Annotated in this window: 26 protein-coding genes, 4 tRNA genes and 1 pseudogene; 19 read left to right on the top strand and 12 right to left on the bottom strand. The window is 48.3% G+C overall.

Features of this window, described 5'->3' with window-relative positions:
• Nucleotides 1–51 precede the first annotated feature (51 nt).
• On the bottom strand, nucleotides 52–888 hold the full coding sequence (locus ACM67B_RS07830; protein ID WP_416189146.1) for a shikimate dehydrogenase family protein: 837 nt from the start codon (nucleotides 886–888) through the stop codon (nucleotides 52–54).
• A gap of 349 nt (nucleotides 889–1,237) precedes the next feature.
• On the bottom strand, nucleotides 1,238–2,335 hold the full coding sequence (locus tag ACM67B_RS07825) for a 4-oxalomesaconate tautomerase (protein ID WP_416189145.1): 1,098 nt from the start codon (nucleotides 2,333–2,335) through the stop codon (nucleotides 1,238–1,240).
• 275 nt (nucleotides 2,336–2,610) lie between these two features.
• On the opposite strand from ACM67B_RS07825, the gene ACM67B_RS07820 reads away from it, so the two are divergent.
• The gene (locus ACM67B_RS07820; RefSeq protein WP_416189144.1) at nucleotides 2,611–3,528 is read left to right on the top strand and encodes a LysR family transcriptional regulator; all 918 of its coding nucleotides are present in this window, start codon (nucleotides 2,611–2,613) and stop codon (nucleotides 3,526–3,528) included.
• A 126-nt stretch (nucleotides 3,529–3,654) separates the two neighbouring features.
• Here the strand turns inward: ACM67B_RS07820 and ACM67B_RS07815 are convergent, their stop codons facing one another.
• The 6 genes from ACM67B_RS07815 to ACM67B_RS07790 form a co-directional block, all read right to left on the bottom strand.
• Nucleotides 3,655–4,119, bottom strand: a complete 465-nt coding sequence (locus tag ACM67B_RS07815) for a low molecular weight protein-tyrosine-phosphatase (RefSeq protein ID WP_416189143.1) — start codon at nucleotides 4,117–4,119, stop codon at nucleotides 3,655–3,657.
• 2 nt (nucleotides 4,120–4,121) lie between these two features.
• Nucleotides 4,122–5,216 carry a conjugal transfer protein gene (locus ACM67B_RS07810; RefSeq protein ID WP_416189142.1) on the bottom strand — a complete coding sequence of 365 codons (1,095 nt, stop codon included), beginning with the start codon at nucleotides 5,214–5,216 and terminating at the stop codon, nucleotides 4,122–4,124.
• A gap of 154 nt (nucleotides 5,217–5,370) precedes the next feature.
• Nucleotides 5,371–5,447 (bottom strand) — tRNA-Asp (locus ACM67B_RS07805).
• 34 nt (nucleotides 5,448–5,481) lie between these two features.
• A tRNA-Val gene (locus tag ACM67B_RS07800) sits at nucleotides 5,482–5,557 on the bottom strand.
• Nucleotides 5,558–5,665: 108 nt separating this feature from the next.
• Entirely contained in the window at nucleotides 5,666–6,265 is a 600-nt protein-coding gene (gene ribA, locus ACM67B_RS07795; protein ID WP_095502083.1) for a GTP cyclohydrolase II, read from the bottom strand.
• Nucleotides 6,258–6,932 (bottom strand): hypothetical protein, encoded by a 675-nt coding sequence (locus ACM67B_RS07790; RefSeq protein WP_416189141.1) that lies wholly within the window; start codon nucleotides 6,930–6,932, stop codon nucleotides 6,258–6,260. Before ACM67B_RS07790 ends, ribA begins: the two co-directional genes overlap by 8 nt.
• A 167-nt stretch (nucleotides 6,933–7,099) precedes the next feature.
• Here ACM67B_RS07790 and ACM67B_RS07785 point away from each other — a divergent pair.
• The 14 genes from ACM67B_RS07785 to ACM67B_RS07720 all read left to right on the top strand — a co-directional run bounded on the left by ACM67B_RS07785 (nucleotide 7,100) and on the right by ACM67B_RS07720 (nucleotide 18,914).
• A tRNA-Leu gene (locus ACM67B_RS07785) sits at nucleotides 7,100–7,184 on the top strand.
• Between the two features lie 197 nt (nucleotides 7,185–7,381).
• Nucleotides 7,382–8,608, top strand: coding sequence for a tyrosine-type recombinase/integrase (locus ACM67B_RS07780; RefSeq protein ID WP_416189140.1), 1,227 nt, complete (start codon nucleotides 7,382–7,384; stop codon nucleotides 8,606–8,608).
• Nucleotides 8,609–9,194: 586 nt separating this feature from the next.
• A complete protein-coding gene (locus tag ACM67B_RS07775) occupies nucleotides 9,195–10,268 on the top strand; it encodes an ATP-binding protein (RefSeq protein WP_416189139.1) in 1,074 nt (357 codons plus the stop codon).
• A gap of 129 nt (nucleotides 10,269–10,397) precedes the next feature.
• Nucleotides 10,398–11,354, top strand: a complete 957-nt coding sequence (locus ACM67B_RS07770) for a hypothetical protein (protein ID WP_416189138.1) — start codon at nucleotides 10,398–10,400, stop codon at nucleotides 11,352–11,354.
• Nucleotides 11,355–11,450: 96 nt separating this feature from the next.
• Nucleotides 11,451–11,660 carry a helix-turn-helix transcriptional regulator gene (locus tag ACM67B_RS07765; RefSeq protein ID WP_303089197.1) on the top strand — a complete coding sequence of 70 codons (210 nt, stop codon included), beginning with the start codon at nucleotides 11,451–11,453 and terminating at the stop codon, nucleotides 11,658–11,660.
• A gap of 10 nt (nucleotides 11,661–11,670) precedes the next feature.
• Nucleotides 11,671–11,979: a helix-turn-helix domain-containing protein gene (locus ACM67B_RS07760; protein WP_416189137.1), complete on the top strand. Its 309-nt coding sequence runs from the start codon at nucleotides 11,671–11,673 to the stop codon at nucleotides 11,977–11,979.
• On the top strand, nucleotides 11,976–12,692 hold the full coding sequence (locus tag ACM67B_RS07755; RefSeq protein ID WP_416189136.1) for a Rha family transcriptional regulator: 717 nt from the start codon (nucleotides 11,976–11,978) through the stop codon (nucleotides 12,690–12,692). Before ACM67B_RS07760 ends, ACM67B_RS07755 begins: the two co-directional genes overlap by 4 nt.
• Nucleotides 12,693–13,550: 858 nt before the next feature.
• Nucleotides 13,551–13,760 carry a hypothetical protein gene (locus ACM67B_RS07750; RefSeq protein ID WP_100564597.1) on the top strand — a complete coding sequence of 70 codons (210 nt, stop codon included), beginning with the start codon at nucleotides 13,551–13,553 and terminating at the stop codon, nucleotides 13,758–13,760.
• Between the two features lie 2 nt (nucleotides 13,761–13,762).
• Nucleotides 13,763–13,972, top strand: coding sequence for a hypothetical protein (locus ACM67B_RS07745; protein ID WP_095502263.1), 210 nt, complete (start codon nucleotides 13,763–13,765; stop codon nucleotides 13,970–13,972).
• Nucleotides 13,973–14,114: 142 nt separating this feature from the next.
• On the top strand, nucleotides 14,115–14,465 hold the full coding sequence (locus tag ACM67B_RS07740) for a hypothetical protein (protein ID WP_416189135.1): 351 nt from the start codon (nucleotides 14,115–14,117) through the stop codon (nucleotides 14,463–14,465).
• Between the two features lie 13 nt (nucleotides 14,466–14,478).
• A complete protein-coding gene (locus ACM67B_RS07735) occupies nucleotides 14,479–14,661 on the top strand; it encodes a hypothetical protein (RefSeq protein ID WP_416189134.1) in 183 nt (60 codons plus the stop codon).
• Entirely contained in the window at nucleotides 14,658–15,764 is a 1,107-nt protein-coding gene (locus tag ACM67B_RS07730; RefSeq protein WP_416189133.1) for a toprim domain-containing protein, read from the top strand. Before ACM67B_RS07735 ends, ACM67B_RS07730 begins: the two co-directional genes overlap by 4 nt.
• A gap of 73 nt (nucleotides 15,765–15,837) precedes the next feature.
• On the top strand, nucleotides 15,838–17,613 hold the full coding sequence (locus tag ACM67B_RS07725; RefSeq protein WP_416189132.1) for a DUF927 domain-containing protein: 1,776 nt from the start codon (nucleotides 15,838–15,840) through the stop codon (nucleotides 17,611–17,613).
• A 938-nt stretch (nucleotides 17,614–18,551) separates the two neighbouring features.
• Nucleotides 18,552–18,914: a hypothetical protein gene (locus tag ACM67B_RS07720; RefSeq protein ID WP_416189131.1), complete on the top strand. Its 363-nt coding sequence runs from the start codon at nucleotides 18,552–18,554 to the stop codon at nucleotides 18,912–18,914.
• A 92-nt stretch (nucleotides 18,915–19,006) separates the two neighbouring features.
• On the opposite strand, the gene fdhE is transcribed toward ACM67B_RS07720, so the two are convergent.
• Complete coding sequence (gene fdhE, locus ACM67B_RS07715) at nucleotides 19,007–19,927, bottom strand: formate dehydrogenase accessory protein FdhE (protein ID WP_416189130.1); 921 nt, start codon at nucleotides 19,925–19,927, stop codon at nucleotides 19,007–19,009.
• A 74-nt stretch (nucleotides 19,928–20,001) separates the two neighbouring features.
• Nucleotides 20,002–20,799 (bottom strand): formate dehydrogenase accessory sulfurtransferase FdhD, encoded by a 798-nt coding sequence (gene fdhD / locus ACM67B_RS07710; protein ID WP_416189129.1) that lies wholly within the window; start codon nucleotides 20,797–20,799, stop codon nucleotides 20,002–20,004.
• 117 nt (nucleotides 20,800–20,916) lie between these two features.
• Between fdhD and ACM67B_RS07705 the strand changes: the two are divergent.
• Nucleotides 20,917–22,225: pseudogene (locus ACM67B_RS07705) on the top strand (subtype B tannase).
• Between the two features lie 92 nt (nucleotides 22,226–22,317).
• On the opposite strand, the gene ACM67B_RS07700 reads toward ACM67B_RS07705, so the two are convergent.
• Together ACM67B_RS07700 and ACM67B_RS07695 are read right to left on the bottom strand one after the other, a co-directional pair.
• Nucleotides 22,318–22,393 (bottom strand) — tRNA-Asn (locus ACM67B_RS07700).
• Nucleotides 22,394–22,585: 192 nt separating this feature from the next.
• Nucleotides 22,586–23,089, bottom strand: a complete 504-nt coding sequence (locus ACM67B_RS07695; RefSeq protein ID WP_416189128.1) for a membrane lipoprotein lipid attachment site-containing protein — start codon at nucleotides 23,087–23,089, stop codon at nucleotides 22,586–22,588.
• 505 nt (nucleotides 23,090–23,594) lie between these two features.
• Here ACM67B_RS07695 and dapF point away from each other — a divergent pair.
• From dapF to cysK, 3 genes are all read left to right on the top strand, one after another.
• Nucleotides 23,595–24,443 (top strand): diaminopimelate epimerase, encoded by an 849-nt coding sequence (dapF, locus tag ACM67B_RS07690; RefSeq protein ID WP_416189127.1) that lies wholly within the window; start codon nucleotides 23,595–23,597, stop codon nucleotides 24,441–24,443.
• Between the two features lies 1 nt (nucleotide 24,444).
• Nucleotides 24,445–25,047 carry a hypothetical protein gene (locus tag ACM67B_RS07685; RefSeq protein ID WP_095502139.1) on the top strand — a complete coding sequence of 201 codons (603 nt, stop codon included), beginning with the start codon at nucleotides 24,445–24,447 and terminating at the stop codon, nucleotides 25,045–25,047.
• A 95-nt stretch (nucleotides 25,048–25,142) separates the two neighbouring features.
• Nucleotides 25,143–26,075, top strand: a complete 933-nt coding sequence (gene cysK / locus ACM67B_RS07680; RefSeq protein WP_416189126.1) for a cysteine synthase A — start codon at nucleotides 25,143–25,145, stop codon at nucleotides 26,073–26,075.
• Nucleotides 26,076–26,199 lie beyond the last annotated feature (124 nt).

Raw genomic sequence — 26,199 nt, 5'->3', positions numbered from 1 at the left:
TGAGTTACATTAATTTCAGACGGCCTTGAGGTAAGAGGCCGTCTGAAACCATTAATACTGAATACGTGCCACTTCGCGCAGGTGTTCGGCAGTCGTGGTCGGCAGGTTGAAGTATTCCAAGTAAACCGGAATTTGTTCAAACAGCATATCGGTGCCGACTTGAATCACGCAGCCTTTGGCTTGGGCGGCGGCCAAAAATGCGGTGATTTCGCTTTGCAGCACCACATCGCCGACAAAGGCTTCCGGCGCAATACGCGCCACATCAACCGGCATCGGGTCGCCTTCATACATGCCCATCGGTGTGGCATTCACCACCAAATCAAAGCCTTGCGGATCATTGCTGCCGGTTTCGACGATTAAATCGGCATAGTGCTGTTTCAGACGGCCTGCTAATGCTTCGGCGGCGGCTGCGTTGACATCAAACAAAGCCAAACGCGCCACGCCCGCTGCCGCCAAAGAGGCCGCAATCGCGCAGCCCACGCCACCGCTGCCGACGACCAAAGCCGCTTTGCCTTCCGGTGCAAAACCTTTGCGGCGCACACCGCGCACAAAACCTTCGCCGTCGAACATATCGCCTTCCAGTTTGCCGTCGGCACCGCGGCGCACGGCATTGCACGAACCGGCGATTTGCGCGGTCGGTGTCAGGCGGTCAACCAAATCAATGGTGGTGACTTTGTGCGGCATGGTGACCAGCGCGCCGATGACGTTTTCGCAGGTGAACACGCTTTTCAGAAAATCAGGATAAACCGGCGCTTGTGAAGAAAACGGCACCACCAGCGCATTGATGTCGGCCGCTTCGAAATAAGGGTTGTAAATCATCGGCGATTTGAAGGTTTGAGTGGGGTAGCCGATGTGGGCAATGACTTGGGTCAAGCCGTTAATGTTCATGAAGCTTCTCCTGTTTATTTGAGTGAAATACGGTTGTTATGGATTTTTCAGACGGCCTGAGTCCTTTGCAAAATCTTCATCTTTGGCACATTTCTTCGTTATGCGCTGCTCGAAAGCTTGCCTATCTTTATGATATATCTGCGCTTTCTGTGCTGCTATAACTTCGAACTGTGCTCAAATCTGAAGATTTTGCAAAGGCCTCAGCCTTTATAATCTTCAGGCCGTCTGAAAAAATAGAATCATAAACCTAATCTGTATTGAGTGGTTGTTTATTTTTGAATATTGCAACTAAGGCCGTCTGAAAAAGCCATCTGAAAAAGCCAGATGCTGATTTCAGACGGCCTTGTTATCATTTATTGCCATCCCAAACGCGTGCCGGAACCATCACTTCGCCGCGCATGATGTTGCGGGCGGTGCGGATTAAAGCCGCGCCGTTGACCTTACCATTGCCGTCGGTTTCCAAGGCCACGCTGAACTCGCCGCTTGGGTGTTCGATGGAAAGCGAAGCCGGATTGTCGGCTACGGCCAAACCGTCGGCCACACTGTTTTTCATCACGCAGGCGGTGGCGATGGTGACGGCTGCCAATACGCCGATGGCTTCGTGGCAAACATGCGGAATGAAGCAGCGGGTGTGTACCGCGCCGCCGTCAACAGGGGCATTCAGCAGGCACATTTTCGGATAGTTTTTGGCAGAAACATCGCTCAAACCCATTTTTAAAGATGCAGTCAGGCGCAGCTTTTCCAAAATGGCTTTGAGTTCGTCATCGTTGTTTAATTGTTCCACGCTCTCATAGGCTGTGCGCTTTACATCGGTGGCGCGCACCAAAATCATCGGCATACCGTTGTCGATGCAGGTGGCTTCCAATTGGCCGAAACCTTCAATGTCGAACACGTCGCTGGTGTTACCGGTCGGCAAAAGGCTGCCGGCTACCGAGCCTTCGGTGTCTAAGAAACGGATGCGGATGGGGGCGGAGGTGCCGGGTACGCCGTCAATTTTGGCATCGCCGTCGTAATTGATGATGCCGTCGGGCGTTTCAACGGTGATGTCGCTCAACATGCCGGTGTTCAAGGTCAGCACGCGCACGGTCGTTTCATCGCCTTGCGCCTGAATCAAGCCTTTTTCCAAAGCAAACGGCACCACTGCCGCCAGCATATTGCCGCAGTTGGGCTTGGTATCGACAATATCGTTTTTGGGCTGCAATTGGGCAAACAAAAATTCCAAATCCACGCCTTCTTGCTCGCTCAAAGACACCACGCCCACTTTGCTGGTTAGAGGGTGCGCACCGCCGGCACCATCAACTTGGCGCGGATCGGGCGAACCCATGGCCGCGAGCAACACTTGATTGCGGGTCGCTTCATCGGCGGGTAAATCGGCAGCGGCGAAAAACAGGCCTTTAGAACTACCGCCACGCATCAGCATGGCAGGGACAGCGGTTTGGGCAGCCATTTCGAATCCTTTGTAATGTAGTGGTATGTAGTGGATTATTATAGGTAAAGAAATGTTTGGAAAGGCGTTGAAGCGACTATCAGCTATATCAAAATAGTATAATTGCAAAGGCGAGCTATGCTATAGTCGTTTAGAATAAAATGACACAGCGTTGACAGCTTTCCTGATGTACTACTTGTACACGGCGGTCGCTGTCGCCTTGTCTGATTTCTATTTTAAACGACGATAAGATAATTAATATCATAAAACCAATAATTAGAGATTGAGAAAAAGTTATGGATTTGAAACAGTTACGATATTTTCAGCAGGTGGCGCAACAAGGCAGCTATACCCGTGCCGCCGACATTTTGGGCGTGGCGCAACCGGTATTGAGCCGCCAAATCCGTCTACTGGAAACCGAATTAAGGCAAAACCTGCTCAACCGCCACGGACGCGGCGTTTCTCTTACCGAGCCGGGCAGAATTTTGCTGGAACACTGCGGCGTGATTTTGCAGCAGATTGAAATGATTCAGGAAGACTTGAGTTTGAACAGCGGCAAACTCAGCGGCCACATCACGCTGGGCTTACCGCCGACGATTGCCAAATTATTGTCGCTGCCGATTATCCGTGAGTTTCGCCAACACCTGCCCGATGCGCAATTGCGCATCACCGAAGGCTTGAGCGCACAGCTGCAAGACCGTTTGCAGCAAGGCAAAATCGACATGGCGCTGCTGTATAACCCTGCCTATTCAGCCGATGTGGAAACGCAATTGCTGTATGAAGAGCGGCTGTATCTGATGGCACCGAAAAACGATCATCTGCTCAATGCCGACACGCCGATCAACGCCGAACATTTGGCCGCCTTGCCGCTGATACTGCCTTCCGTGCCCAATACCTTCCGCCTGTTGGTCGAGCAGGAAATGGCACGGCACAATCTTATGCCCAATATCGTGATGGAAATTGACAGCGTAGAAACCATGCTGCAACTGGTGGCAGAGGGTATGGGCTATTCGATTTTGTCGAAATATTCGATTGATTTGATGAACTATAAAGAATCGATTCAGGTGATTCCGATTGAATCGCCGCAATTCGTCAGTCGCCTGTTTTTGGCGACTTCGGCCAAACATGCACTCACGCGCACGCAGAAAGAAGTGGATAAAATTTTGAAGCGAGTGTGTTTGAATTTGGTGGAAGAAGTTTCAGGCGGCCTTTAAAGTGGATAATGGTCGTCTGAACATATGAAATACTTAAAACCACGAAAAAAAGGCCGTCTGAAAAGTTTTGAATCATTCAAACTTTTCAGACGGCCTCGTTGTATGGAAACCCTTGATGTTAAATCTTTAAACCAAATCCAGCTTCTTCAATAAAGCCATGCTGGCCGAATCGACCAAGCGGAAGGTTTCGTCAAAATCGCCGGTGTACCACGGGTCGGGCACATGGTCGTAACCACTCTCGGGGATCAAATCGGTCAGCTTGAATAATTTTTCAGGATGCTTACCAAAAAGCTTTTCCAAATCACGCAAGTTGTTGTCGTCCATCGCCAGAATATAATCGTAATGGTCGATGTCGTTGCGTTTGACTTTGCTGCTGGTAAAACCGGTGTTATCCATGCCTTGTTGCGCCAGCATTTGCCGCGTGCCTTGGTGCATATTTTCACCGTCGTGCCAGCCGGAAGTGCCGGCGCTGTCGGTGTGAATGCGGTGGCTGACACCGGCTTCTTCAGCGCGGTGGCGCAACACGAATTCACCCATCGGCGAGCGGCAGATGTTGCCGAGACACACGAATAAAATATGGTATGTTTTCATGATTATTCCGCGAAAAACGGGTTATGGCCTGATAATTTTAAGGCTTGCGCGTAGGTCGGCAATTCGCTGTTTTCCGGCACCACATCATGCAGCATATAAACATGTTCCACGCGGCATTCGGCCATTAAATCCAAGAAATTTTGCTGGATAACGGCAATGTTGTCGGTCGGCGACAAGGTCCAAGTATAAACTTGTGGAGCAATTTCAAACGCGCTGTCGGTGGCGTTAAAACCGAATTGAATCAGCCCGCCGGCTTTAGCGGCAACCACTACACCCACGCGCGGGCTTTGCATGCGGATGGCACGGATGGCGTTAGTGGCGAAAACGTCCATCGCCATGCGTTGGCGCATGTGGCTGCCGGTTGTCAGTGCAGACAGCGGCGCATCAGGCGACAGGGGATTGACGAATAAGGTTAAGCCCGGTTGGGTGAGGGCTTCCTGCCATACCTGCATTAGCGGCAAACCGGCTTTTAACAGGTTTTGATTGAGCGATTCTTGCAGTTTTTTGTCGCCGTAGCCCAAGGCAAACACCACATGCACCGATTGGCCGCTAGGAATCTGCAATTCAGACGGCGTAAATTGAGCGGCAAATTGCGCAGCGGCTTCAGCGTTTTGTTTGGCTTCAAACCATTGTCCGGCATTGATTTCACTCAATGCAGTTGACGGCACGAGAAACGGCAGCCATGTGGCCTGATTGAATGCGCGCAAATGCGGATGGTTTTCCAATACGGCAAACAATGCGGCAGTTGGTACGTTCAAAGGCAGGGTTTGTTCTTGATTGCAACCAGCCACCAACACCAAAGGCATGGCAAACCATTGGCTTTCTTCGTCTTTTTCGGCATTCAAAACCGTGGTCATATTATCGAGCAAGACTTTGTAGCTTTCGGCATCGGCCACCATGCTCATGGCCACCGACAAACCCAAATAATAATTTTGCTGAAACATGCCGCGGATTTCGGTTTGCAACGATTCGGCGGATAGTTTGCGCTGCGCGGCAGATGTGCTGTGTGCCAAGTTGGAAGCGTGCAGCAAGAGATTGTTTTTAACCGGTGTTTCAGGGTAAGGTCGTGTGTCGGCAAGAATGAAAGGGGTGTTCATTTTCTACCTTTGATATTGTTGTTTTGAAAGAGCAAAGATTATAGCAATAACTGACTGAAACAGTCGGGAATGAAGCGGAAAAATTTCTATCCGCTTGATTTAGCTGATAATAGAAATAAAAAAAGCACTGATATGAATCAGTGCTTTTTAATCTTGGCGCGGCGGACGGGGCTCGAACCCGCGACCCCCGGCGTGACAGGCCGGTACTCTAACCAACTGAGCTACCACCGCGCAAGCAATTGTGTTGCCACAACTGCAAGAAACTTGGTGGGTGATGACGGAGTCGAACCGCCGACATTCTGCTTGTAAGGCAGACGCTCTACCAACTGAGCTAATCACCCGAGAAGCCGAATTAAACCAAATATCCGCATTATGCGCAAGTGATTTATGCGGCTTGTTTGCCAGGTCATTGAAACTAAAATAAAAATTTTCAGACGGCCTGTGTGTGATTAGGATTTTTCATAAAGAAAATGACCTAATTTATCCGCTTTTGTGTGCAGATAGCGTTCGTTTTCAACATTTTCACCAACCTGTAACGGAATGCGCGCCACCACATTAATATCAGCTTTTTGCAGCGTTTTGACTTTTTCTGGGTTATTGGTCAACAGCTTCACTTCATGTACGCCTAAGTGATCGTAAATGCTTTTGGCCAAAGTGAAGTCACGTGCATCGACCGGTAGACCGAGTTCGACATTGGCTTCTACGGTGTCACGGCCTTGGTCTTGCAATTGGTAGGCACGGATTTTGTTGATCAAGCCGATGCCTCGGCCTTCTTGGCGCAAATAAACAATCACGCCGCGGCCTTCTTGCTGCACTGCCTGCATGGCTGCCTGCAATTGTGGACCGCAATCACATTTTTGCGAGAATAGGGCGTCGCCGGTCAAGCATTCCGAGTGAATACGTGACAAAACGGGCAGGCCGTCTGAAACATCGCCCATCACCAGTGCCACGTGTTCTTGGCCGCTTTCTTCTTCAAAGCCATGCATGGTAAACACACCGAATTCAGTCGGCAGACGGCAGGAAGCCACGAATTTTACTGCTTTAGTCATCTTGCGCTTCCTCGTCTTCTACTACATTCAACAGCGCTTTCATCGGCTCGCTTAATGCCAGCGATAAGGCCGTCCATTCGGTTAAAGCCGCATCATCAGCTTGATCTTTATCGTTAAACTCAATATGTACCACACCTAAAACTGCACCGCTTTTCGTACAAATCGGCACCGATACTTGCGCCTTGCTGGCCGCATTGCGTTCGCCCGAAATTTCGCCCAAAGTCAGCCAGTAGGCAATATCGTTGGCGATATTCATCCAGCCACTTTGTGCCGTGCGCGAAGCCAGATAGATTTGGCTGTTGTCTTCATTTACATCCAAATGCGGTTCCAGCCCTAAGCCTTGCTGGGTCAGCACAACCAATTTCGGTGTTAGCGTTTCAGACGGCATGTGCGCATAAACTGCCGCGCTTTTGATATTGGCTTGGCGGCTGTATACAGAATCCAAAGCCATAAAAATTTGTTTCAATAAAGCATCGTTATCGGCATTTGGCTCGATGTGTTCCGCCAACGTAAAGCCGTTTTTTTCCGGCCACAATACCGAGCGGTCAATCGCGGCATTGCCCATGTTAATCACCGCCTGCGCCGCAGTATAGGCAACATACACGTCATCCACAGGCAGCTTTAAGCCTTGTGTTTGCAGAAAATCTTCAATTAATAATCTTGGCATATGCCATTCCTCAAGATACAGTAGCGAGGCCGTCTGAAAAGGGAAAACCAAGCTTTTCAGACGGCCATTAAAGTTAATTTATTTCGATATGATGCTGATTATACCTTTTTTCAAGGCAGGAGGCTTTGCATGCTTTTTAATTGTGTGTATAATCCGCTACTTGGTTTGCGGACGTGGCGAAATTGGTAGACGCACCAGATTTAGGTTCTGGCGCCGCGAGGTGTGAGAGTTCGAGTCTCTCCGTCCGCACCACCCAACCCCTTTTAGGGGTATTTTTTTTGTCTAATGCAATCTAACGCAATCGACCAAATTCAATACTGGCAAGGCTTTCAGGCTGGTTCAATGCTTTCTTGCTGTCTAATATCGTCTAATGCTGTCTAATTGAATAAACCATAAATTGGGGGTATATTTGGGGGTGTTGAAAAATACCCCTGAAAAAATACCCCCAAATGCCACTAAACGACCGACAAATAAAGAATGCAAAACTCGCTGATAAAGCCTACAAACTGGCTGATAGTGGCGGCCTGTATCTGCAAGTTACACCAGCAGGCGGCAAGCTATGGCGGTTGAAGTACCGTATAAGCGGCAAAGAGAAATTACTTTCAATCGGCAAATACCCCGAAATCTCTTTAGTGGAAGCCCGAGAAGCAGCCGAGAATGCCCGCCGTATGATTGCCCAAGGCCAAGACCCCGCCGCCATGAAGCAGCAGGCCAAGCAAGAGCGTAGGGCGGCCTTACTCAATACCTTTGCCCACGTTACCAAGGCATGGCACGAAAAGAACATCATGCGTAAAGGCTGGAAGCCCAATCATGCCGCCCGTGTTTGGCGGTATTTTGAAACCGATGTTTTCCCCGTTATTGGCGAAATGCCGATAAACGAAATCGGCAAGAAAGAGATAAAGGCCGTATTGGATAAAGTGACCGAGCGGGGCGTATCAGAGACCGCCGAGAAAATCAGACAATGGATAGGCGCGGTATTTACATACGCGGGCTTTGAAGAATTAACCGACCGCAACCCCGCCGCCTTACTGCAAGGCTATATCAAGCCGTCTGAAACGCGCCCTATGCCGGCCTTGCCGCGTGAAGAGCTGACCGAGTTTTACCGCCGTTTGATACTGGCAGATTGCAAGCAGTCAAACCGTATTTGCATTATGCTGATTATGCTTTGCTTTGCCCGCAATAAAGAGATACGCGGCGGCCGATGGCAGGAAATCGACTTTGAGCGCAAGATATGGACTATCCCAGCCAAGCGCATGAAGCGGCCGCGTGAGCATATAATCCCCTTATCTGATTGGGCGATTGAGCTGTTAAACGAACTGAACGACCAAACAGGGAATACCCCCTATCTATTCCCCAGCCGCACCGCCGCCGATGGCTATATCAGTGAAAACACCGCAGGCAAAATCATCAACGGCATGGGCTATTACGGCATTGCCACGCCCCACGGTTTCCGCTCCCTTGCAAGCAGCATTCTGAATGAGCAGGGCTATAACCGCGATGCCATTGAAAGGCAGTTAGCCCACATTGATGAAAACAGGATTAGAGCCGCCTATAACCGTGCCGACTATATGGCCGAACGTACCGAGTTTATGCAATGGTATAGCGACCTATTGCGCGGCCATTATCGGGAAGCACTAGCCATGCTTGAAGCAGATGGGGAAGCAAAGGCCGTCTGAAAACACACCAGCTTAACCGGCTGGTGTTTTTTATTGCCTTGAGAAAAACACCATACGCGCGCGAGAAAAACAGCGGGAACAGCGGGAACGCGGGAACACCAATACATAACTATATAATATATATACATATTTTTATAATTAACTATATTCTATCAGCGGGAACAGAGCGGGAACGCAGCGGGAACATTTTCAGCTTTCCCGCTTTGGTTGCTGATTAAATTGCCGGTGTGATGACTGCATATTCAGAAAATCGACAGCAGGGCGGTAAATTTCATCACAGAGCGCATTTCTTGGCTTGGGAATGCCCCTTGCATACCTTTTGGGATAAATGCCGTTAAATCGCAAATTTGAGCCATTTGCGACAGGGTAGATTTTCAGGCCGTCTTTCATTGGGTGTTTGGCCGGTTACTGGTTCAACATTATTCAACACCCGCACCGGCACCCGTTTGGCCGTCTGAAAACACAAACACCAGCCGCGCCGCCAGTGTTTTTTATGCGCGTTATACAGCGCTATACATGGTTTGTATAATTAGCCATTCTATGTATAATTACGTCTAACGACATCTAACCCGATACAGCAGAAAACATGAAAGACCCTTTATTTTTCCACCGCGCCGACTATGCGGCCAAACTGTTGAACAGCCTGAAAGATGGCATTACGCACGCCTTTACCCTGTTCGCACCGCGCCGCATGGGCAAGACCCAGTTTCTTTTGCAGGATATTGCGCCGATGGCAGAAAAACGCGGCTTTAACGTCTTTTATTTTTCATTCATGGACAGCGCCACGCCTACCATCGAATTTCAGGCGGCCTTGTATCAGTTTGCCCAAAGCATACAGACAGGTAGCAAGACAAAAACATTTTTGAGCGGGATTAGCAAAATAGAAGTATTGGGCGTAGGAGTAGAGCGCGAAACACATAAGCAGGCTATACCGACTATCAGCGAAATCATTAGCCACATTGCCAATGACAACCGCCCCAGTCTGTTGCTGTTGGACGAAGTGCAGGAGCTTGCACGGCTGAACGATACCGGCGGCCTGATACGTTCGTTAAGAACAGGGCTGGACATCAATCAAGCCAAAGTAAAGACTATTTTTACCGGCAGCAGCACCAACGGCTTACGCGCCATGTTCAATGACAACAAAGCCCCGTTTTTCCACTTTGCCCACGCTTTGGATTTTCCGCTGTTGGACAAATCATTTACCGATTTTCTAGCCGATATTTACCAAGATCGCACCGGCAACAGGCTGGATAAAAATGCCCTGTATAGCCTGTTTGAGCGTCTGAACCATACACCCATGTACATGAGGGCGATTATTCAAGACATGATATTAAGCCCTGAAATCAGTCTAGAACAGGCCGCACAAAACAGAATAGAAGCCCTAGGGGCGCAACACGGAGAAGCAGGCCAATGGCAGCAAATGAAGCCGCTGGAACAGGTCATTATCCAAGATATAGCAAAGGGAAACACCAGCCCTTACAGCCAAGAGAGCCGTCAAAGATACGCCGCCTTGCTTGGTGTGGAAACGATAACCAGCAGCAGCATACAAGGCGCAATCCGCCGCATGAAACGGCATGAATGGATAAGTACCGACACGACAGGCAAGCCAGTGATCAATAACCCGCTGTTCAAGACGTGGATTATGGAAAACATCGGCTAAAGGCCGTCTGAAACGTTTACCGCCACACCTAGCCCGCGATTAGCTACCAACGGCGAAAACAGGGCATTCCCTAGCCTTGCTGGTGTGGGTTTGATTCTGATGGGGAAAGAGCGCAGGGGGAGCGTAATAATGGCATGGAGAGCATATTACACTTTAAAAGACGCTGCTAATGAGTTAAGTAAGCAGCTAAATGATGATTTTACGATTGATGACCTTATCCATTATGGAGCTATCGGATTAGCTAATTTTTGCATACAAACATCAACAATGCATTTTTTTAAAAGGAGCTTAGCAGAAAGATATTTTCCAGATGTTAATAAACCATTGATTGTAGAAGCTGGCTTGTTTAATGGATATTTTGCGCCAATTCATGAATCCAAAATGCAAGAAGTTGAGATAAACAAATCGGCTAAGGTTTGCGTATTTCCATATTTAATGGATATTGATGGGGAACATATTGAGGCAAAACTAGAGGGATTGCAGCATTGTGGTGTTAATCGGGCTTTTGAAAATTACACTGTAATGAGATTTAAAAAACCAGCTGGAAAAAATCGCTTTAGTGAAAAGGAATTTATTAAATGTAAGACGCCACAAGAAGTAATTGATATACAAAATGAAAGTTATGGGCAGAATGCAGGCTTACCATACATTACAGATTTTAAAGCGGAAGGTTGGTTTTTTCAATTTATACCAGAGGAAGAACAAGCCGATTTTATTAGAATAGAAAATTATCGATTCCGGCCAAAATATCCAGATAGGAGCTTTTTAGAAGGCTATGAATGGAGTATTACGGTTACCCCTGATGAGTTACGCCTTACAAGTAAAAGTTTTGAAGAACTAAAAGAGGCATTACGAGAGAAAATGGGGGGTAATAAATCCATCGGTAAACGCACTGAAAATAAGCAAGCTGAAATTATTGCTGCACTTTCGGTTATTTATACTAAAACCGATTGCAATAAGCCTTACGAGGCAGCAGAAACCATTCGTCAAGAATGGGAAAGGAATGCAGATAAACTAGGAAAGCCGCCTACTGGAGATACATTGGCAAAATACATCAAACAAGGTATTGAACGCCTTTCTCAATAACCTAATTAGGTTTTAAACAATCCTAATTAGAACAAGCCGCCCCGATGGGCGGCTATTCTTTTGCCTATGGATAACAACCCCATAGGATTAAACGCTATGCAAGTAAATAAACTTATCCGCGCCAAAGAATGCGCCGCCCTGTTTGGCGTTTCTGTTTCCACATGGTGGAACTGGAACAACCCTAAAAGCCGCCATCATCGTGCCGACTTACCCCGCCCGATTAAAGTAGGGGAAAACAGCACCGCTTGGCTGGAAAGTGAAATCAGCGACTATATCGGCAATTTGGCAGCAAACAATCGAGTATAAGGGGAACGCTATGGAACAAAACAAAACCGCCCGAAACACACAGGGCATTTCAGACGGCCTTAACCACGCCCGCCATGATAACCGCTTTTCGCCCACATCTCAATGCGGCGAAATCCTAGCCATCTTGCAGAGCGGGCAGAGCCTGACCCACTACCAAGCCGCGCAAATGGGCATTATGGGCTTTCCGGCGCGTATCAGCGAATTGCGGGCGGCGGGCTATCCAATCATCTGCACCATGCAGCCACACATTAACAAGCACGGCAAGACCGTGAAGCATGGCATTTTCACGTTGGCAGCAGAGAAAGGGGCAGTGGTATGAGCAAATTAACCGCAACAGAAAGCGGCCTGAATATGACTGTAACCGCCAAATATGGCATACGCGCCGACAGCCGTAGCATTGCCGATGCTTTGGGCATTAAACACCGCAGCTTGATGAAGCTGATTCACAACCATTTAACAACCCTTGAAGAAGTGGAACGGCAATCAAATCCCGATAATCCGTTTCACCACGTGAGATTTGAAATCGCACGTGGTAATCGAGAACAAGGCGGCGGCACGCCCGAGCGGTTCGCCATGCTTACAGAAACTCAATGCTATTTTCTTGGCACGCTATCCAAGAACACCGTGCAAGTAGTGGAATTTAAAAAGCGGCTGGTTATCGCTTTCGCACATATGAGCCGATTGCGCGAGATTCACAGTCAAGGCTATATCCCGTTTCAGCATCTTGTTCATGATTCAGCGCGTGCCATGTATCAACACGCGGCAGAGCTTGGCAGCCATACGCCTGAAAACATCTATCACAGCAACATCGAGCGAATGATCAATCAGGCGTTTGGATTAAAGGCAGGGCAGCGCGGCGATTTGACCGCCGCCCAAAAATCCGCCATCGGCACAGCTTACCAAATTGCAGATGCAGCCATAAAGCAAGAGTTAGCAAATGGGCGCGGGCATAAGGCGGCCTATGCCGAAGCAAAAAGACGTGTGAATGACTTTGTACAGATGTTTGCACGACCAATGCTTAAAGCAGCCTGATGGCTTTTAAGCTGGTGTAGCACTACCTGCTAAAGGGGGGGGTATTAAAAATCCAAGCGGATTTAGCCCCCGAACCGGCTCGACAGCTTAGATTGTGTGCTAACCGAAAATATTTTTATGCGATTAAGTGTATAATTGGCATTTTCTGCTAATTGTTTTCTGTTTAATCGTGTTTGTAGGCTGAAATACGAATTTTCGGAGCAGTACGCGCGTGCGCGCGCGCGAGAAGGTTGTCAGGCTTTGGACGATATTTTGGAAAGCATCGAAGGAGCAGTACGCGCGTGCGCGCGCGCGAGAAGGTTGCCCTATATGTCATTAAATTCAGACGGCCTAATATGTCAGAAAATTCAAACCCCGCAATAAAGGCGCAAAAACACGCGTATCAGGCCGTTTTGATGGTTTGGCTATACCCAACCCTTACACCAGCCATCAAAACGCGCCACACGCGCAAATTTACCGTATTGCCCCTTTTTTATGGACTCTAAAAATTCAGACGGCCTATCCATCAACAAAAAATACCGCTTAATCAGCCTTTTAAATTTTGGCAGGCGTTTACCGCTTGCAAAGCTGAAAGTAATCAGGCAATAATACGGCCATCTGTTCAATAGCAGATTCAGCCGTGGAAAGCTGAAACCAAAACGGCAAGCAGCCGCCCAAATCTTCACAGGATTGAAGCGGATTTTTTACGCTTGCATTTCCCCTTGCATTATCTCTTTCAATGGTAAGCGGGGCAAAGTAAGGCTATGCCTTGCTGGTTACGTTTTGGCCAGTTTTCCACCCTTTGCCCTTTGCTTGCCGCCCCGCAACCGTGGAAAGTTGCAGCGGCTTGATTAAGCCAAAACGAAAGAGAGCATTCAAATGCAGAATCATCAAACACAGGCCGCAAAGCCTATCCGCAGCGCATTCACGCGCCCGATTATTTCTCAAAAAATCCGCAGCTTTGATACGCTGGCCGAAGCAGGCCGCCATATCGACCGCCTGCAACGCTGCAAACTCAATTACCGTTTCAACATCATTCAGACCGGCCGCCGCTGGTGTGTTTGCCGTATCGTTTCGGGCGAGGTGTAATCATGAATCACACCGCCGCTTATCGTGTTTACCGCGACACATGGGATACCGACCAACCACACACCAGCTACACGGTTGAAATCATGCGCCCTGATAATCAGAGCTGGCAGCGTATTGCCGTTGCTGATACGCGTGAGAGCGCATTACTGGCCGCGCGTTTGTTTTGCAGTCGTTACGGCTGGCAGCTTTCAGACGGCCACACGCCAAACTAAGCCCCGATAACCGCCTTGCTATTGCTGATATGCGTTACAGCAGGGGGAAACTACATCTTCAATTTGGCGTGTGTTTCAGTAAGTGATTGATTTATATCAGTCATGACAAAAGCAAAGCACCGCCGGAAAGTGAGCAAATATCATGAAAACCAACAACACCAATACCCCAAAAACCATCAATGCCGCCGCAGGCTATACCAGTCTTTACGGCTTGCTGGATAGCCTTTTGAAGCTGGCCGAGCCGCAGATTAAGCAGTTAGGCAAACGCGACACGGAATTGCTGGCCGAGCTAATGCGGGAATCTTCCAACCACTTGAGCGATGTTCAAACCGGCATGGGTGTAGTGATGGCCGCCATTCCAAAAAAAAGCTTAGAGCAACAGGGCGCAGAGCTTTATTACGGCTTAACGCAAACGCTGTTATTAGGCGAAAGCCAAGCCATGTTAAGCGAGCGGGCTGATGATTTGGCTGTTACCCCCGACCAACGCGACTGAAAGGATAACCGCCATGAAATACGCTATCCGCACCGCATTGGCCGCCGCCGTTGTCATAACCGCTTATGCCTGTACCAAGCCCGCGACCGCTGAACCAATGGCAGCAGAGCAGGCCACCGCATGGGAGCAAGTCTATACCGCCGACCCGATGGCCGCCGTTGTTTATGAGCCGATACCGAAAGGAGCAGCACAATGAGCCGCCTTAATTATCACGAAATCCGACAACGTGCCGCCGGTAACTGGCACGGCATTTTAACCGCGCTTGGCTTGCCGTCTGAAAGCCTAACCAACAAACACCAGCCATGCCCCGCGTGTGGTGGCACCGACCGATACCGGTTTGACGATAAAGGCGGCAATGGCGGCTTTATCTGCACCCACTACAAAAACGGCGCAGGCGATGGCTTTGATTTGCTGATGCACTATTTCGGCTATTCATTCCATGAAGCAGCGTTAGCCGTTGCCGGTGTTTTGGGCATGATCGATAACGCAGCCCCCGAAACACACGCCCCAGCCACGCCGCGTGTGGCACCGCCCCAGCCCCCTAAAACACCGCCTAAAGACCGCCTGAACAAACTGGCCGCGATATGGGAGCAAGCCGCACCGGCAAGTGATGACGACCCTGTTAGCGGGTATCTGCAAGGCAGGGGCTTAACCATGGCCGGGCCATACCCCGAAGCATTGCGTTATCACGCCGCCTTACCGTATTGGGCGGAATGTTCAGACGGCTGGAAAGAAATAGGCCGTTTTCCCGCCATGATTGCCGCCATTACCGAAGCAGACGGCACACTTGCAGGCTTACACATTACCTACCTGAAACGCTGCTACACCAAACCGCAGGGCGACAGCGGCAGCCATGCGCAGAGCTACACTAAATTGAATCTGCATCACCCTGAAACGGGCGCGCAATTACCGGCGAAAAAAATGCAAGTGAGATTTGAGGGCATGAGCTGGTTATCAGGCCATGCCGTGAGACTGTTTCAGCCGGTAAACAATGCCCTGATGGTGTGTGAAGGCATAGAAACCGCCTTAGCCGCGCATGAATTAACCGGCTGGCCGGTATCAGCTTGTTTAAGCACCAGCGGCCTGAAATCATTCAAATGGCCGTCTGAATTGCAGGCGTTGGGCATTTATGCCGACCATGACCCCGCAGGATTGGAAGCAGCCGACAAGCTGGCACGGCGGGCAATACAGGCAGGCTTAGACGTGTTTACTTGGAAAAGCGACACCCCCAACACCGATGCCCTAGACGAATTGAACGCCATTCAAGCAGCGGAAGCGGCGGGCGGTATCAACGATTGACGGCAAAGCAAAAGCCGCCTGAATGTTCAGACGGCCTTTGCACACAGATAAAGCATTTAACGGAGATTGAATTATGACAACCACGGCAGAGAAAGACAAGCAGGCCGACACCGGCAGCAAACCCGATTTTATGAAAATGTTTGAAGGTGTGGGCGGCAATGGCGGCGAAAGCTACCAGTTAAAGCCCCGCTATGAAGTAAGAAGCAATGGTGTGCATTACATCGGCATTACCCACGATAAAGACGGCAGGGCCCACGAACAGCCGCCGTTATTGCTGGCTGATCCGATAGCCCTAATCGGACGGGGCATAGACGAACAAGGCAGCCATTACCGCATTATTGAATGGCGCGACCGCCTGACACGGCAAACCAAGCAGGCAGCCATACCGCAGGCCGATATAGGCAGCAATGCAGGCTGGCGGCAATTACAGCAATACGGCATTACCATCTTAAGCGGCCGCGTGAAGCGTGAGCGTTTAGCGGATTATCTGCAAGCGCATGGCAATAATACGCTTTACAACATTACCAACCGAGCGGGCTGGCATGACGGCGTTTACCTGTTACCCAGTGGCGAAGCAATCCACGATGGCAAAGAAGCACCGCGCATTATCTACAATGGCGACACCAGTCAAGCAGCAGCCTACACACAGGCGGGAACGCTGGAAGCATGGCAGCAGCAAATAGCCCGCTATGCCGCAGGCAACAGCCGCCTATGCCTTGCCCTTGGCACCGCCTTAGCCGCGCCGCTATTGTCGTTATTGGGCGAAGAATCGGGCGGTTTTCATCTGTATAGCGATTCATCGGACGGTAAAACAATCGCCTCGCTTGTTGCCTTGAGCGTATGGGGTAAGCCATCTATAGCCCTTTTGAGATGGGCAGGCACGGCATTAGGATTTAACAATACCGCCGCCGCCCGTAACGATGGTTTGCTGGTGTTGGACGAAATCGGCCAAGTTACCGATCCTAGCGTGATAGGTAATACCGTGTATAGCCTGATGAATGGCGTAGGTAAGATACAGGGCGCAAAAGATGGCGGCAATCGAGCCTTGACCCGATGGCGCATATTAATGCTTTCCACCGGTGAAAAAACACCAAGCAGCATGTTAAGAGATGGCAGCTGGAATGCGGGGCAGGCTGTTCGATTGCCTAATATCCCCGCCGTTGCAAAATACGGTATTTATGACACATTGCACGGCTTTGATAGTGGCGTAATGTTGTCGGAGTATTTAGAAAAAACGGTAGAGAAATATCACGGCCATGCAGGGCGCGCATTTATCCGCCTGATAGACCAAACCACACCGGAAGCCGCCAAAGCGCATATAGCCGCATTTTTTGAAACGCTACCCGAGCTTTCAGGCCAAGCCCGCCGCGTTGCCCGCCGCTTTGCATTGGTTGCAGCCGCCCTAGAAATGGCCGCCCCTGTTACCGGCTTGCCCGCCGGTGTAGGCATGGCTGGTGTGAAACAATGCTTTGATGAATGGTTAGCGACCAACGGAACAGGCAAATATGAAGATGAAAAAATCAAAGAGCAAACAAGCGACTTTATGCAGCGGTTTGGGCGGAGTAAAAGATTTACCGATTGGAATAACACCGCAGGAGGCTGGACTGATACCAATCATGCGGGCTGGATTAAACAGGGTGAGCAGAAAGAAGCTGACGAGTATTGGATTATTCCCGCTGTATTTGTTAGTGAAATATGCGGCAGCTTTGAGCGGAATAAGGTTTGTCGTGTGTTACATGATACAGGCTGGCTAAAGCGCAATGAAAAAGAAAACCGCTTTACCCACAAAAAACGCGGGCATGGGGCGCATTATGTACTAGTCGGCATTGAGCCGCCCGAGCCGAAATAACACCAGCCAAGCAAAGGCCGTCTGAAATTCAGGCGGTTTTTTCTGTTTTTAGGGTATTGATGGCAGAAAAACAGGCTGACCGGCTGAAAATGTTCCCGCTGTTCCCGCTGGTGTGTTTTTGATATTTATTGTTTTAAATCATATGGATAGATAGTAAATTGGGTAGTTTTGGCGGGGAAAATGTTCCCGCTGGAAAAAAGCGAGTGGGAACGCTTTATTATTTAAAAATCAATTATTTAAGTCAAATGTTCCCGCGTTCCCGCTGTTCCCGCTGGTTTTTATAACTTATATACGCTTATTTTTTAATTTGGGGCATGATGGGGCTGTTTCAGCCGATAGGTTAGGCCGTCTGAAAAAATGATGCAGGCGGCCTAAATCTGATTTATGCCGGTGAGCAAAAAAAAACAGGGGGAAAAATGGGTGACTTGTGCAAAATGGGGGTATTTTTGGGGGTATTTTAAAATATTGAATAAATTTACTTATTTAAAATCATATATTTGAATTAAAAATTAGTGTCTCTCCGTCGCACCAAAAAATCAATAAAATCAACAACTTATGCAGATATGGTGAAAATTAGTAATCTGTTGACACCATGATTAAGTAAAAACCGCTTTTAATTAGAAGCGGTTTTGTTGCATCTAATCCTTTGCTTTTATTATCTATGGTTTAGTATTGCTTTAGCTAAGCGAAATAAATCATATCGTATTATCTTAAATAAACTAATGTTTTTTTACACGATCATTTTAACTATCTATTTTTCTTATGAAAAATAAGTAAAGAAAATGGTGTTTTGCTGCTTGTAGCTGTTTTTTAAGGGATAAATTAGGTATTTTTGTCCAGGCCGGTTTGCTATCTCAAATCAGTTTTGCTAATATGAAATTGTAGTCTAGTGAAATGAATTTATTAATATTAATAATTTAATACGATAGGAGATGGATATGAAAGTCACTCATTTATTAGCAGCATTGCCGGTTGCAGCGGTTTTGGCAGCGTGTAGCTCGGTGCACCCGCAGCAGGTTGAGGCGGAACATGATTTTGTGTGTGACAACGGTGCAAAAATCCGTGTGTCCGGTACAACCAAAGGCGGTGCTGACCGTGTGAAAGTCACTGCGCTGAACGTGGCAGGTAACCCAAGCGCGGTATTGCAAAAAGCGCCGGCAGGTCAAGGTGAGCGTTTCCAAAATAACGCCGGTTTCTTTGGTAATGCAACAGAATTACGCATTGTAGATGGTGTGACAACGCTGACCTACGATGATAAAAACAATAAATTCCAAACCAAGTGTGAACCGGTGCCACGTTAAGATGTGATTGGTTTGGATGATTGAATATTAAAGGCCGTCTGAAAATTTGTTTTCAGACGGCCTTTTCGTTTGATAATAACGCAATTATTGGATCAATCTAACAATAAAAACGGATTCCCACCGGCGCGGTCGAAACCGGCTTCACCGATGACGATATCCAAGCCCAGTGAGGCCAAGTCGTCAGCGACCGGATCGGCGTATTGTTGTTTGTCGAGGCGGTAGAGTTTGCGGTAGCTGTGGCAGGATTTGCAGCTTTCAGCATGCGCGCCTTGATAGACCGGAGCCAATTCAGGCGTGCTTTTTTCGTCGATGTGTTGAATGCGCATATTGCCGGCATCACCGCAGGTCGGGCATTTGGCGCGCAGCACGTTCCAGCGGCTGTTGCACAATGGGCAGTGCATGTAGCGGAAGCCGTTTAAATCGCCTTTGATCAACACCACGCTGCCGACCGGTTCGGTACCGCAGCAAGGGCAGATGGTGCGGTCTTCGGTTGGCGGGACATGGTTTTCGGTCAGTTGCAAAGCCCATGCCGTCCAAATCACTTGCAATGCGGCTTGCACCCAGATTTCGGCTGAGCGGTCTTGGTCTTCGGTGGTTTGGGTTAATACGCGCTTGGCCAAGGCTTTGGCTTGTTCTTGGCTTAAGGCTTTTAATTTGCTCACTTCGATGGCGGCGGTGGCGGTGATTTTGCCGTTCACCTCTTTCAAAATGTCGCCGAATACGTCAAAAAATTCAGACGGCACATCGCTATTCAAAGCTTCGGGCAAAACAGTTGCGCCTTCGCCCAATTGATTCAAGGTCAAATCATGGCGCGCCATCACGGCTTGTTGCGCTTCGCAAACGGTGGCAAGCAGCGTCAGGTAAAGATTCCATTCGCTTTTGTCTGCCTGCGCCAATTCTTTGAAACGCACGGCGCGCTCGGCAAAGATTTCTTGTTCCGGCGCGAGCCAGAATGGGGTGTGGAACAAGCCTTTTTGGATTTCTTCAACTGGCTTGATGGTGGTGGTTTTCATGTATTTTCCTTGTGGTGTGTTTCAGACGGCCTATTGATCAACAGGCCGTCTGAAAAGATATGTGATTCGAATGATTATTTCACAATATATTGCGGGTGGGTATAAACGGTAAATTTATGCGGGCGGGCGAAGCCGATTAAGGTCATGCCGGCTTGTTCGGCCAAGCGCACGGCCAGCGCGGTTGGGGCGGAGACGGCAACAATGCAGCCTATGCCCATCGCAGCGGCTTTGGCGACCATCTCATAGCTGGCGCGGCTGGAAATCAGCGCGAAACCTTGCTGCCAATTGTAAGCCTGTTGCGTGCCGTGGCCGATTAATTTGTCTAAGGCATTGTGGCGGCCGACATCTTCAAACGCGGCTGAAATACGACCGTTTTGTACCCAAGCCACGCCGTGTACCGAGCCAACGGATTGGCGCAAGGGCTGATGGTTGTCGAAATCGGCTAAGGCCGTCTGAATGTTGCGGATGGTCAATGCCTGGCCACGCGGCACTTGCGGCAGTTGCGGTTTGACCGCGGCCAAGCTGTCGATGCCGCACAAACCGCAGCCGGTGCGGCCGGTCATGTTGCGGCGGCGCTCTTTTAAGGCTTGAAAACGCGCGGAGGCGATGTCGAGATGCACTTCAATGCCGTCGCAGGCTTCGTTGACTTCGATGTCGTATAGCTCGGAAGCGGTGGTCAAAATGCCTTCGCTCAAGCTGAATCCCAAGGCCAAGGCTTCCAAATTTTGCGGCGTAGCCATCAACACCACATGGGTAATGCCGTTGTAGACCAAAGCGATGGCGGTTTCTTCGGCCAGCACGTCTTGCTCTTCACGCAGGCCGTCTGAATCGGCACGATATACGGTATAGCTTTGCAGGGGGAGGGAAGTCATGAGTGAGGCCGTCTGAAAAACGCTATTATAGCGCGATTTTTTCTGCTTCTTAACCGGAATAAACCAAAGTTGGGCGCATAATCGCAATCGTTTATTTGAATGATTAAGGTTATCAACATGAATGCAGTAAATAAAACATTATTGGCGGCTGCCGTGGTGATGGGCTTGAGTGCTTGTGCGACGACATCGGGCAAAACAAGTCATGATTTGGATTTTTCCAAGCAGCCATACACTGAGCAAAGTATGGTGGTGAATGGTGAAACGATTAAATTCCGTGCCTATGAAGGCATTGTGTATGTCAAAAATCCAATCGATGCTGAATATGAAGTGATGAATATTTATGTGCCGGAGCAATATTACCAAAATGGCAATATTGACGGCTTTACAGCAGAAACGGCACCGATTTTCTTCCCTAATCAAATCGGCGGCTATATGCCGGCCAAACCGGCGAAGCCTGAATTGAAACGCCCGCGTGGACCTATGGTTGAAAATGCGGTGCAATCACCGAATGCAGCAGCGGTAGCCTTGTCAAAAGGTTATGTGGTGGCATCGGCAGGTGCACGTGGGCGAACTGCTGCCAACGGTAAAGCACCGGCGGCAATTGTCGATTTAAAAGCGGCAGTGCGCTATTTGAAAGCCAACGATAAAGTGATGCCGGGTGATGCTGAAAAAATCATTTCCAACGGCACCAGCGCGGGCGGTGCGCTGTCTTCATTATTGGGTGCAAGCGGCAATCATCCGGATTATGAAGCGCATTTGAAAGCCCTAGGCGCAGTGAATGCGGGCGATGATATTTTTGCCGTTTCCGCATATTGTCCGATTATCGATTTGGAACACGCCGACATGGCTTATGAATGGCAGTTTAACGGTGTCAACGATTATAAGAAAATGAGTGTGACCATGCTGGATTACAACGTCAAGCGCGAATTGGTACCGGGTACGCTCACCGAAGCACAAAAAGCCTTATCCAATAAACTCAAGCCCATGTATCCCGCTTACATCATTTGCCCAATATGCACAAACCGCAGGCCGTCAGAAAACGCCGCCTGCGTTTGACGGCGTGGATTTATCGACCGGTGAAAACCAATTGTTTGGCAATGCCGATACCGACAAACAGCATTTCACCGCGTTTGCTATGAACAACAGCACCGTAGCAGGCGCAACCATGGCCGCAGCGCAAGACATTAAAATGATGAATCCGCTGAATTATGTGGGCAACGCAAGCGCGAAAATGCCGCAAAACTGGCGGATTCGTGTCGGCACCAACGACCGTGACACTTCATTGGCGGTGTCTGCAGTGTTGGCGGTTAAGCTGCAAAACCATGGCGCGAAAGTGGATTATGCTTTGCCATGGGGTGTGCCACATAGTGGGGATTATGATTTGGACGAATTGTTTGCTTGGATGAAACAAGTGAGTACGCAATAATAATAATGCCGTCTGAACCTTTTCAGACGGCATTGTTTTTTAGAGATACATAAGAATAAAAGCCTGAACATTTCTGTTCAGGCTTTTTAATTTGGCTCCCCGACCTGGGCTCGAACCAGGGACCTGCGGATTAACAGTCCGTCGCTCTACCGACTGAGCTATCGGGGAATGGAGCGTATTATAGCGTCTGCAAAAAATGTGTCAACCAATAAAAGGCAATAAATTCGTAGCAATATTACAAATAATTGAAAGCTAAGAAAATTTATTTTATCGGTAACATACGATGGCAAGCTTGTGTTATCAGGCCGTCTGAAAGCTAGGTATGCACATTATTTGCGTAAGCTATTTATTTTGCCGCAATCAGTATTTTGCGCTAACCAATTTACCGTTTTGGAAAACTTGTTGCTGCATAACGTTGCCGTTGTAGGCATAGGTTATCAGCGAGCCGTTGGTCGGTGTCGCGCGAAATTGCATCAATTGGTTGCGGTTGATGGTGTAAGGGTCAGTGCGCTTGATGCTGTTGTCGCTGTAAAAATCTTGCACCACATATTCATTATTACGTTTGCTCAATAATTGACGGTAAAAGCCACCTTTCACCGCATTATTTGAAGCATTACCGTGGGCGTCAAAATAAGTCACAATTTGCTCGTCAACAATATTGACGCCGCCGTTGTTTTTACTTTGGTTGGTGTTGGAACCGATTTTGGTTTGATCCAAGCGCACAGGGATATTTAAAGAAGTGCCCAAGCCGACATGGCTGCCCAGTCGGGTGCCCACGCCTAAGCCCACAGACATGCCGGGTGTGCCTACTGAGCAGGCGCTTAAAGCGGTGATGGCGAGTGCGGCTGACAGAATCTTTTTCATTGTTTTTCCTTTGGAAATTTCTTTATTAACTGACGACAATGAGTATAGCGGTTTTCATTGCTGATTTTCGTTATGCTAGGTAAAAGGCAAGAATTGGCAGGAGATTTGTTGGTTTTTGGAAACGAGAATCCCCACAAGTGCTTCGGTGGGGAAAATACTGTTTGGCAATTGAAGGACAATTTATAACCGGAGGCGTGATATTAGAAATTATGTATTGTTTAAAAGAGTGGTTATGCTAATTTATTATTTCTATCGAGTATGAGTGCAAAATGTTGGAATAATTCTTGTAGAATGTTGGCAAGATTTTGTGCGGTTCCTTTTTCAATACTGTGATAGGTAAAGTGATAGGCCATAAAATGGAGCTGAATTAGGGTAGAATCTATTCAAACAGTCTTTTGAATCATGTGTTGATTCAGTACATTGAAATCGTTTGGTTTCACGAACGTTACACTTTATACAGTCCGTTATTGAATCTTTTTAGATGAATAGTGGTTAGGAAATAATAATGAAAACTTTAAAATTCACAAAAATGCATGGCTTGGGTAATGATTTTATGGTGGTCAACGCAATTGAGCAGCAGTTTGACCCAAAAGAAGCCCCTTTAGCACAATGGTCTGACCGTTTTCGCAGTGTGGGTTTTGACCAGCTTTTAGTGGTGGAAAAACCATCATCTGAAGCGGTGGATTTTCGTTACCGCATTTTTAATGCCGATGGCGGGGAAGTAGAGCAATGTGGGAACGGTGCGCGTTGTTTCGTGCGTTTTGTGGTGGATAAAGGGTTGACTGACAAGCAAGAAATTTTGGTGGAAACCGCCAGTGGCGTGATTGTGCCCAAATTGTTGGATAATGGCTTGGTTACTGTGAATATGGGCAAACCAAAATTTATGCCGTCTGAAATTCCGTTTGTGCCGGTTAGTGATGAAGCAGATGATGCCTTAACACATATTGTGCTGGTGGGCTTGGAATCCATTCCGGTAAGTTGCGTCAATATGGGTAATCCGCATGCGGTCATTGTGGTGGAAGATACGCAAAATGCGCCAGTCGAGCATTGGGGTGAGGCCATTGAATCGCATAGCCAATTTCCGGAACGCGTAAATGTTGGTTTTATGCAGGTTGTGGATCGCCAATCGATTCAGTTGCGTGTGTATGAACGTGGGGCGGGTGAAACGCAAGCATGCGGCACCGGCGCGTGTGCGGCAGTTGTGGCCGGTGTACGCTTAGGGTTACTGGATGGGGGTGTGCCGGTTAAGGTGAGCTTGCCGGGTGGCGATTTGTTTATCAGCTGGCAGAATGGTGATGATGTGATGATGACCGGTCCTGCTGAAACAGTATTTGAAGGCGAGTTGCAATATTAAGATGGCTTTTCATTTTGATTTATGGGCAGCCGTGATTTATGCCGTGTTTTTCTTGGGGCTGATTTTTAAAGCTGAGAAATTCCAATGGTTTTGGGCGGCAGTGATTGCATGGTTGGGCGTGGGCTTTTTGGGTGCGGAAATTATACCTGGTGCCTGGGGCATTACCCATGTTGGGCCTTTGTTTATTCCGCATTTTTATTTAACGATAGGCAGTATTTTTTTCTTTTTGAACCATTGGCAAAAAACACCAGACGGCCAATTTTGGCAGGCTGATGAAGCGCATCCTTTGCTGAGCTTGTTTGCAGTCAGCAATGCGCTGATGACTGCGGTATTTATTTTATTGGCAGGTATGGTTTGGTATCATTATCCGGAAGGTACCTCTATTTTTTCCATGCCGGCATTATTGGCTTTTTATGCCTTGGAGCCGAGCTATTGGTTTATCGTGCAATTGGTTTTAATGGCAGTATTTTATGTGCACCGCGTTAAAATCATGAAGCAGCCTGCCAGCTTATTTAGCAGCCGGCAATTGCAAAGTGGGTTTTTGATGTTGTTGGTCGTCCAAGTGGCGGTGGTTTTGTCCATCATCATCGTAGGGCGTTTTTAAACAAAAAGTTATAAAGTAAGAAATATTAAATATTGGTTTTTCAGATGGCCTCAGCTTAATATGCAGGCTGTATTATCTTTATTCAGGAGCAGAACATGAAAATTGCAAACAGCATTACCGAATTAATCGGCAATACTCCTTTGGTGAAATTAAACCGTTTGACCGAGGGTTTGAAAGCCGACGTTGCTGTGAAGTTGGAATTTTTCAACCCAGGTAGCAGCGTAAAAGACCGTATTGCAGAAGCGATGATTGAGCAGGCGGAAAAGGCCGGTAAAATCAACAAAAATACCGTGATTGTTGAAGCAACCAGCGGTAACACCGGTATCGGTTTGGCAATGGTGTGTGCTGCTCGCGGCTATAAATTGGCCATCACTATGCCAGAGAGCATGAGTAAAGAGCGTAAAATGCTGTTGCGTGCATTTGGTGCCGAATTGATTTTAACTCCGGCTGCCGAAGGTATGGGTGGTGCAATCGCTAAAGCACAATCTTTGGTTGACGAAAATCCAAGCACTTACTTCATGCCACGTCAATTCGATAATGAAGCCAATCCGCAAATTCACCGTGAAACCACTGCTGAAGAAGTTTGGCGTGATACCGATGGTAAAGTGGATATCTTTGTAGCTGGTGTGGGTACCGGTGGCACAGTAACCGGCGTGGGCGAAGTGTTGAAGCAACACAAACCTGATGTCAAAATCGTTGCAGTAGAGCCGGAAGCCTCACCTGTATTGAGCGGTGGTGAAAAAGGTCCACACCCGATTCAAGGTATTGGTGCTGGTTTCGTACCGAGCGTATTGAATACCACTATTTACGATGAAATCATTAAAGCGCCAAATGAAGCAGCATTTGAAACTGCCCGTGCGATGGCAGAAAAAGAAGGCATCTTGGTGGGTATTTCTTCCGGTGCAGCTGTTTGGAGCGCATTGCAACTGGCTAAACGCCCCGAAAACGAAGGTAAATTGATTGTGGTATTGATTCCTTCTTATGGTGAGCGTTATCTTTCTACGCCATTGTTTGCCGATTTGGCATAAGATCAGTGATTAAAAAGGCCGTTTCAGACGGCCTTTTTTGTGTGTTTTCATTTTCCGGATCATGACGGCCTATTCGAAATATGTTGTAATTGAGCAAACTTGATGATGTATTCGTGCTGCCATC

Source organism: Neisseria sp. CCUG17229 (assembly GCF_047839235.1).
GTDB classification, from domain to species: Bacteria; Pseudomonadota; Gammaproteobacteria; order Burkholderiales; family Neisseriaceae; genus Neisseria; species Neisseria brasiliensis.
Note: the sequence above shows the minus strand (reverse complement) of the source record. Positions and strands in the feature narration are given on the sequence as shown.

Excerpts from the sequence above, each read along its gene's own strand:
- fdhE (WP_416189130.1), bottom strand. The coding sequence starts at position 19,927 with ATGAAAACCACCACCATCAAGCCAGTTGAAGAAATCCAAAAAGGCTTG.
- ACM67B_RS07830 (WP_416189146.1), bottom strand. The coding sequence starts at position 888 with ATGAACATTAACGGCTTGACCCAAGTCATTGCCCACATCGGCTACCCC.
- ACM67B_RS07810 (WP_416189142.1), bottom strand. The coding sequence starts at position 5,216 with ATGAACACCCCTTTCATTCTTGCCGACACACGACCTTACCCTGAAACA.
- ACM67B_RS07730 (WP_416189133.1), top strand. The coding sequence starts at position 14,658 with ATGAGCCGCCTTAATTATCACGAAATCCGACAACGTGCCGCCGGTAAC.
- ACM67B_RS07815 (WP_416189143.1), bottom strand. The coding sequence starts at position 4,119 with ATGAAAACATACCATATTTTATTCGTGTGTCTCGGCAACATCTGCCGC.
- fdhD (WP_416189129.1), bottom strand. The coding sequence starts at position 20,799 with ATGACTTCCCTCCCCCTGCAAAGCTATACCGTATATCGTGCCGATTCA.
- ACM67B_RS07770 (WP_416189138.1), top strand. The coding sequence starts at position 10,398 with ATGGCATGGAGAGCATATTACACTTTAAAAGACGCTGCTAATGAGTTA.
- ACM67B_RS07725 (WP_416189132.1), top strand. The coding sequence starts at position 15,838 with ATGACAACCACGGCAGAGAAAGACAAGCAGGCCGACACCGGCAGCAAA.
- ACM67B_RS07760 (WP_416189137.1), top strand. The coding sequence starts at position 11,671 with ATGGAACAAAACAAAACCGCCCGAAACACACAGGGCATTTCAGACGGC.
- ACM67B_RS07765 (WP_303089197.1), top strand. The coding sequence starts at position 11,451 with ATGCAAGTAAATAAACTTATCCGCGCCAAAGAATGCGCCGCCCTGTTT.
- dapF (WP_416189127.1), top strand. The coding sequence starts at position 23,595 with ATGAAAACTTTAAAATTCACAAAAATGCATGGCTTGGGTAATGATTTT.
- ACM67B_RS07790 (WP_416189141.1), bottom strand. The coding sequence starts at position 6,932 with ATGCCAAGATTATTAATTGAAGATTTTCTGCAAACACAAGGCTTAAAG.
- ACM67B_RS07780 (WP_416189140.1), top strand. The coding sequence starts at position 7,382 with ATGCCACTAAACGACCGACAAATAAAGAATGCAAAACTCGCTGATAAA.
- ACM67B_RS07775 (WP_416189139.1), top strand. The coding sequence starts at position 9,195 with ATGAAAGACCCTTTATTTTTCCACCGCGCCGACTATGCGGCCAAACTG.
- ACM67B_RS07750 (WP_100564597.1), top strand. The coding sequence starts at position 13,551 with ATGCAGAATCATCAAACACAGGCCGCAAAGCCTATCCGCAGCGCATTC.
- ACM67B_RS07735 (WP_416189134.1), top strand. The coding sequence starts at position 14,479 with ATGAAATACGCTATCCGCACCGCATTGGCCGCCGCCGTTGTCATAACC.
- ACM67B_RS07720 (WP_416189131.1), top strand. The coding sequence starts at position 18,552 with ATGAAAGTCACTCATTTATTAGCAGCATTGCCGGTTGCAGCGGTTTTG.
- ACM67B_RS07695 (WP_416189128.1), bottom strand. The coding sequence starts at position 23,089 with ATGAAAAAGATTCTGTCAGCCGCACTCGCCATCACCGCTTTAAGCGCC.
- ACM67B_RS07740 (WP_416189135.1), top strand. The coding sequence starts at position 14,115 with ATGAAAACCAACAACACCAATACCCCAAAAACCATCAATGCCGCCGCA.
- ACM67B_RS07820 (WP_416189144.1), top strand. The coding sequence starts at position 2,611 with ATGGATTTGAAACAGTTACGATATTTTCAGCAGGTGGCGCAACAAGGC.
- ACM67B_RS07745 (WP_095502263.1), top strand. The coding sequence starts at position 13,763 with ATGAATCACACCGCCGCTTATCGTGTTTACCGCGACACATGGGATACC.
- ACM67B_RS07825 (WP_416189145.1), bottom strand. The coding sequence starts at position 2,335 with ATGGCTGCCCAAACCGCTGTCCCTGCCATGCTGATGCGTGGCGGTAGT.
- ACM67B_RS07685 (WP_095502139.1), top strand. The coding sequence starts at position 24,445 with ATGGCTTTTCATTTTGATTTATGGGCAGCCGTGATTTATGCCGTGTTT.
- ACM67B_RS07755 (WP_416189136.1), top strand. The coding sequence starts at position 11,976 with ATGAGCAAATTAACCGCAACAGAAAGCGGCCTGAATATGACTGTAACC.
- cysK (WP_416189126.1), top strand. The coding sequence starts at position 25,143 with ATGAAAATTGCAAACAGCATTACCGAATTAATCGGCAATACTCCTTTG.
- ribA (WP_095502083.1), bottom strand. The coding sequence starts at position 6,265 with ATGACTAAAGCAGTAAAATTCGTGGCTTCCTGCCGTCTGCCGACTGAA.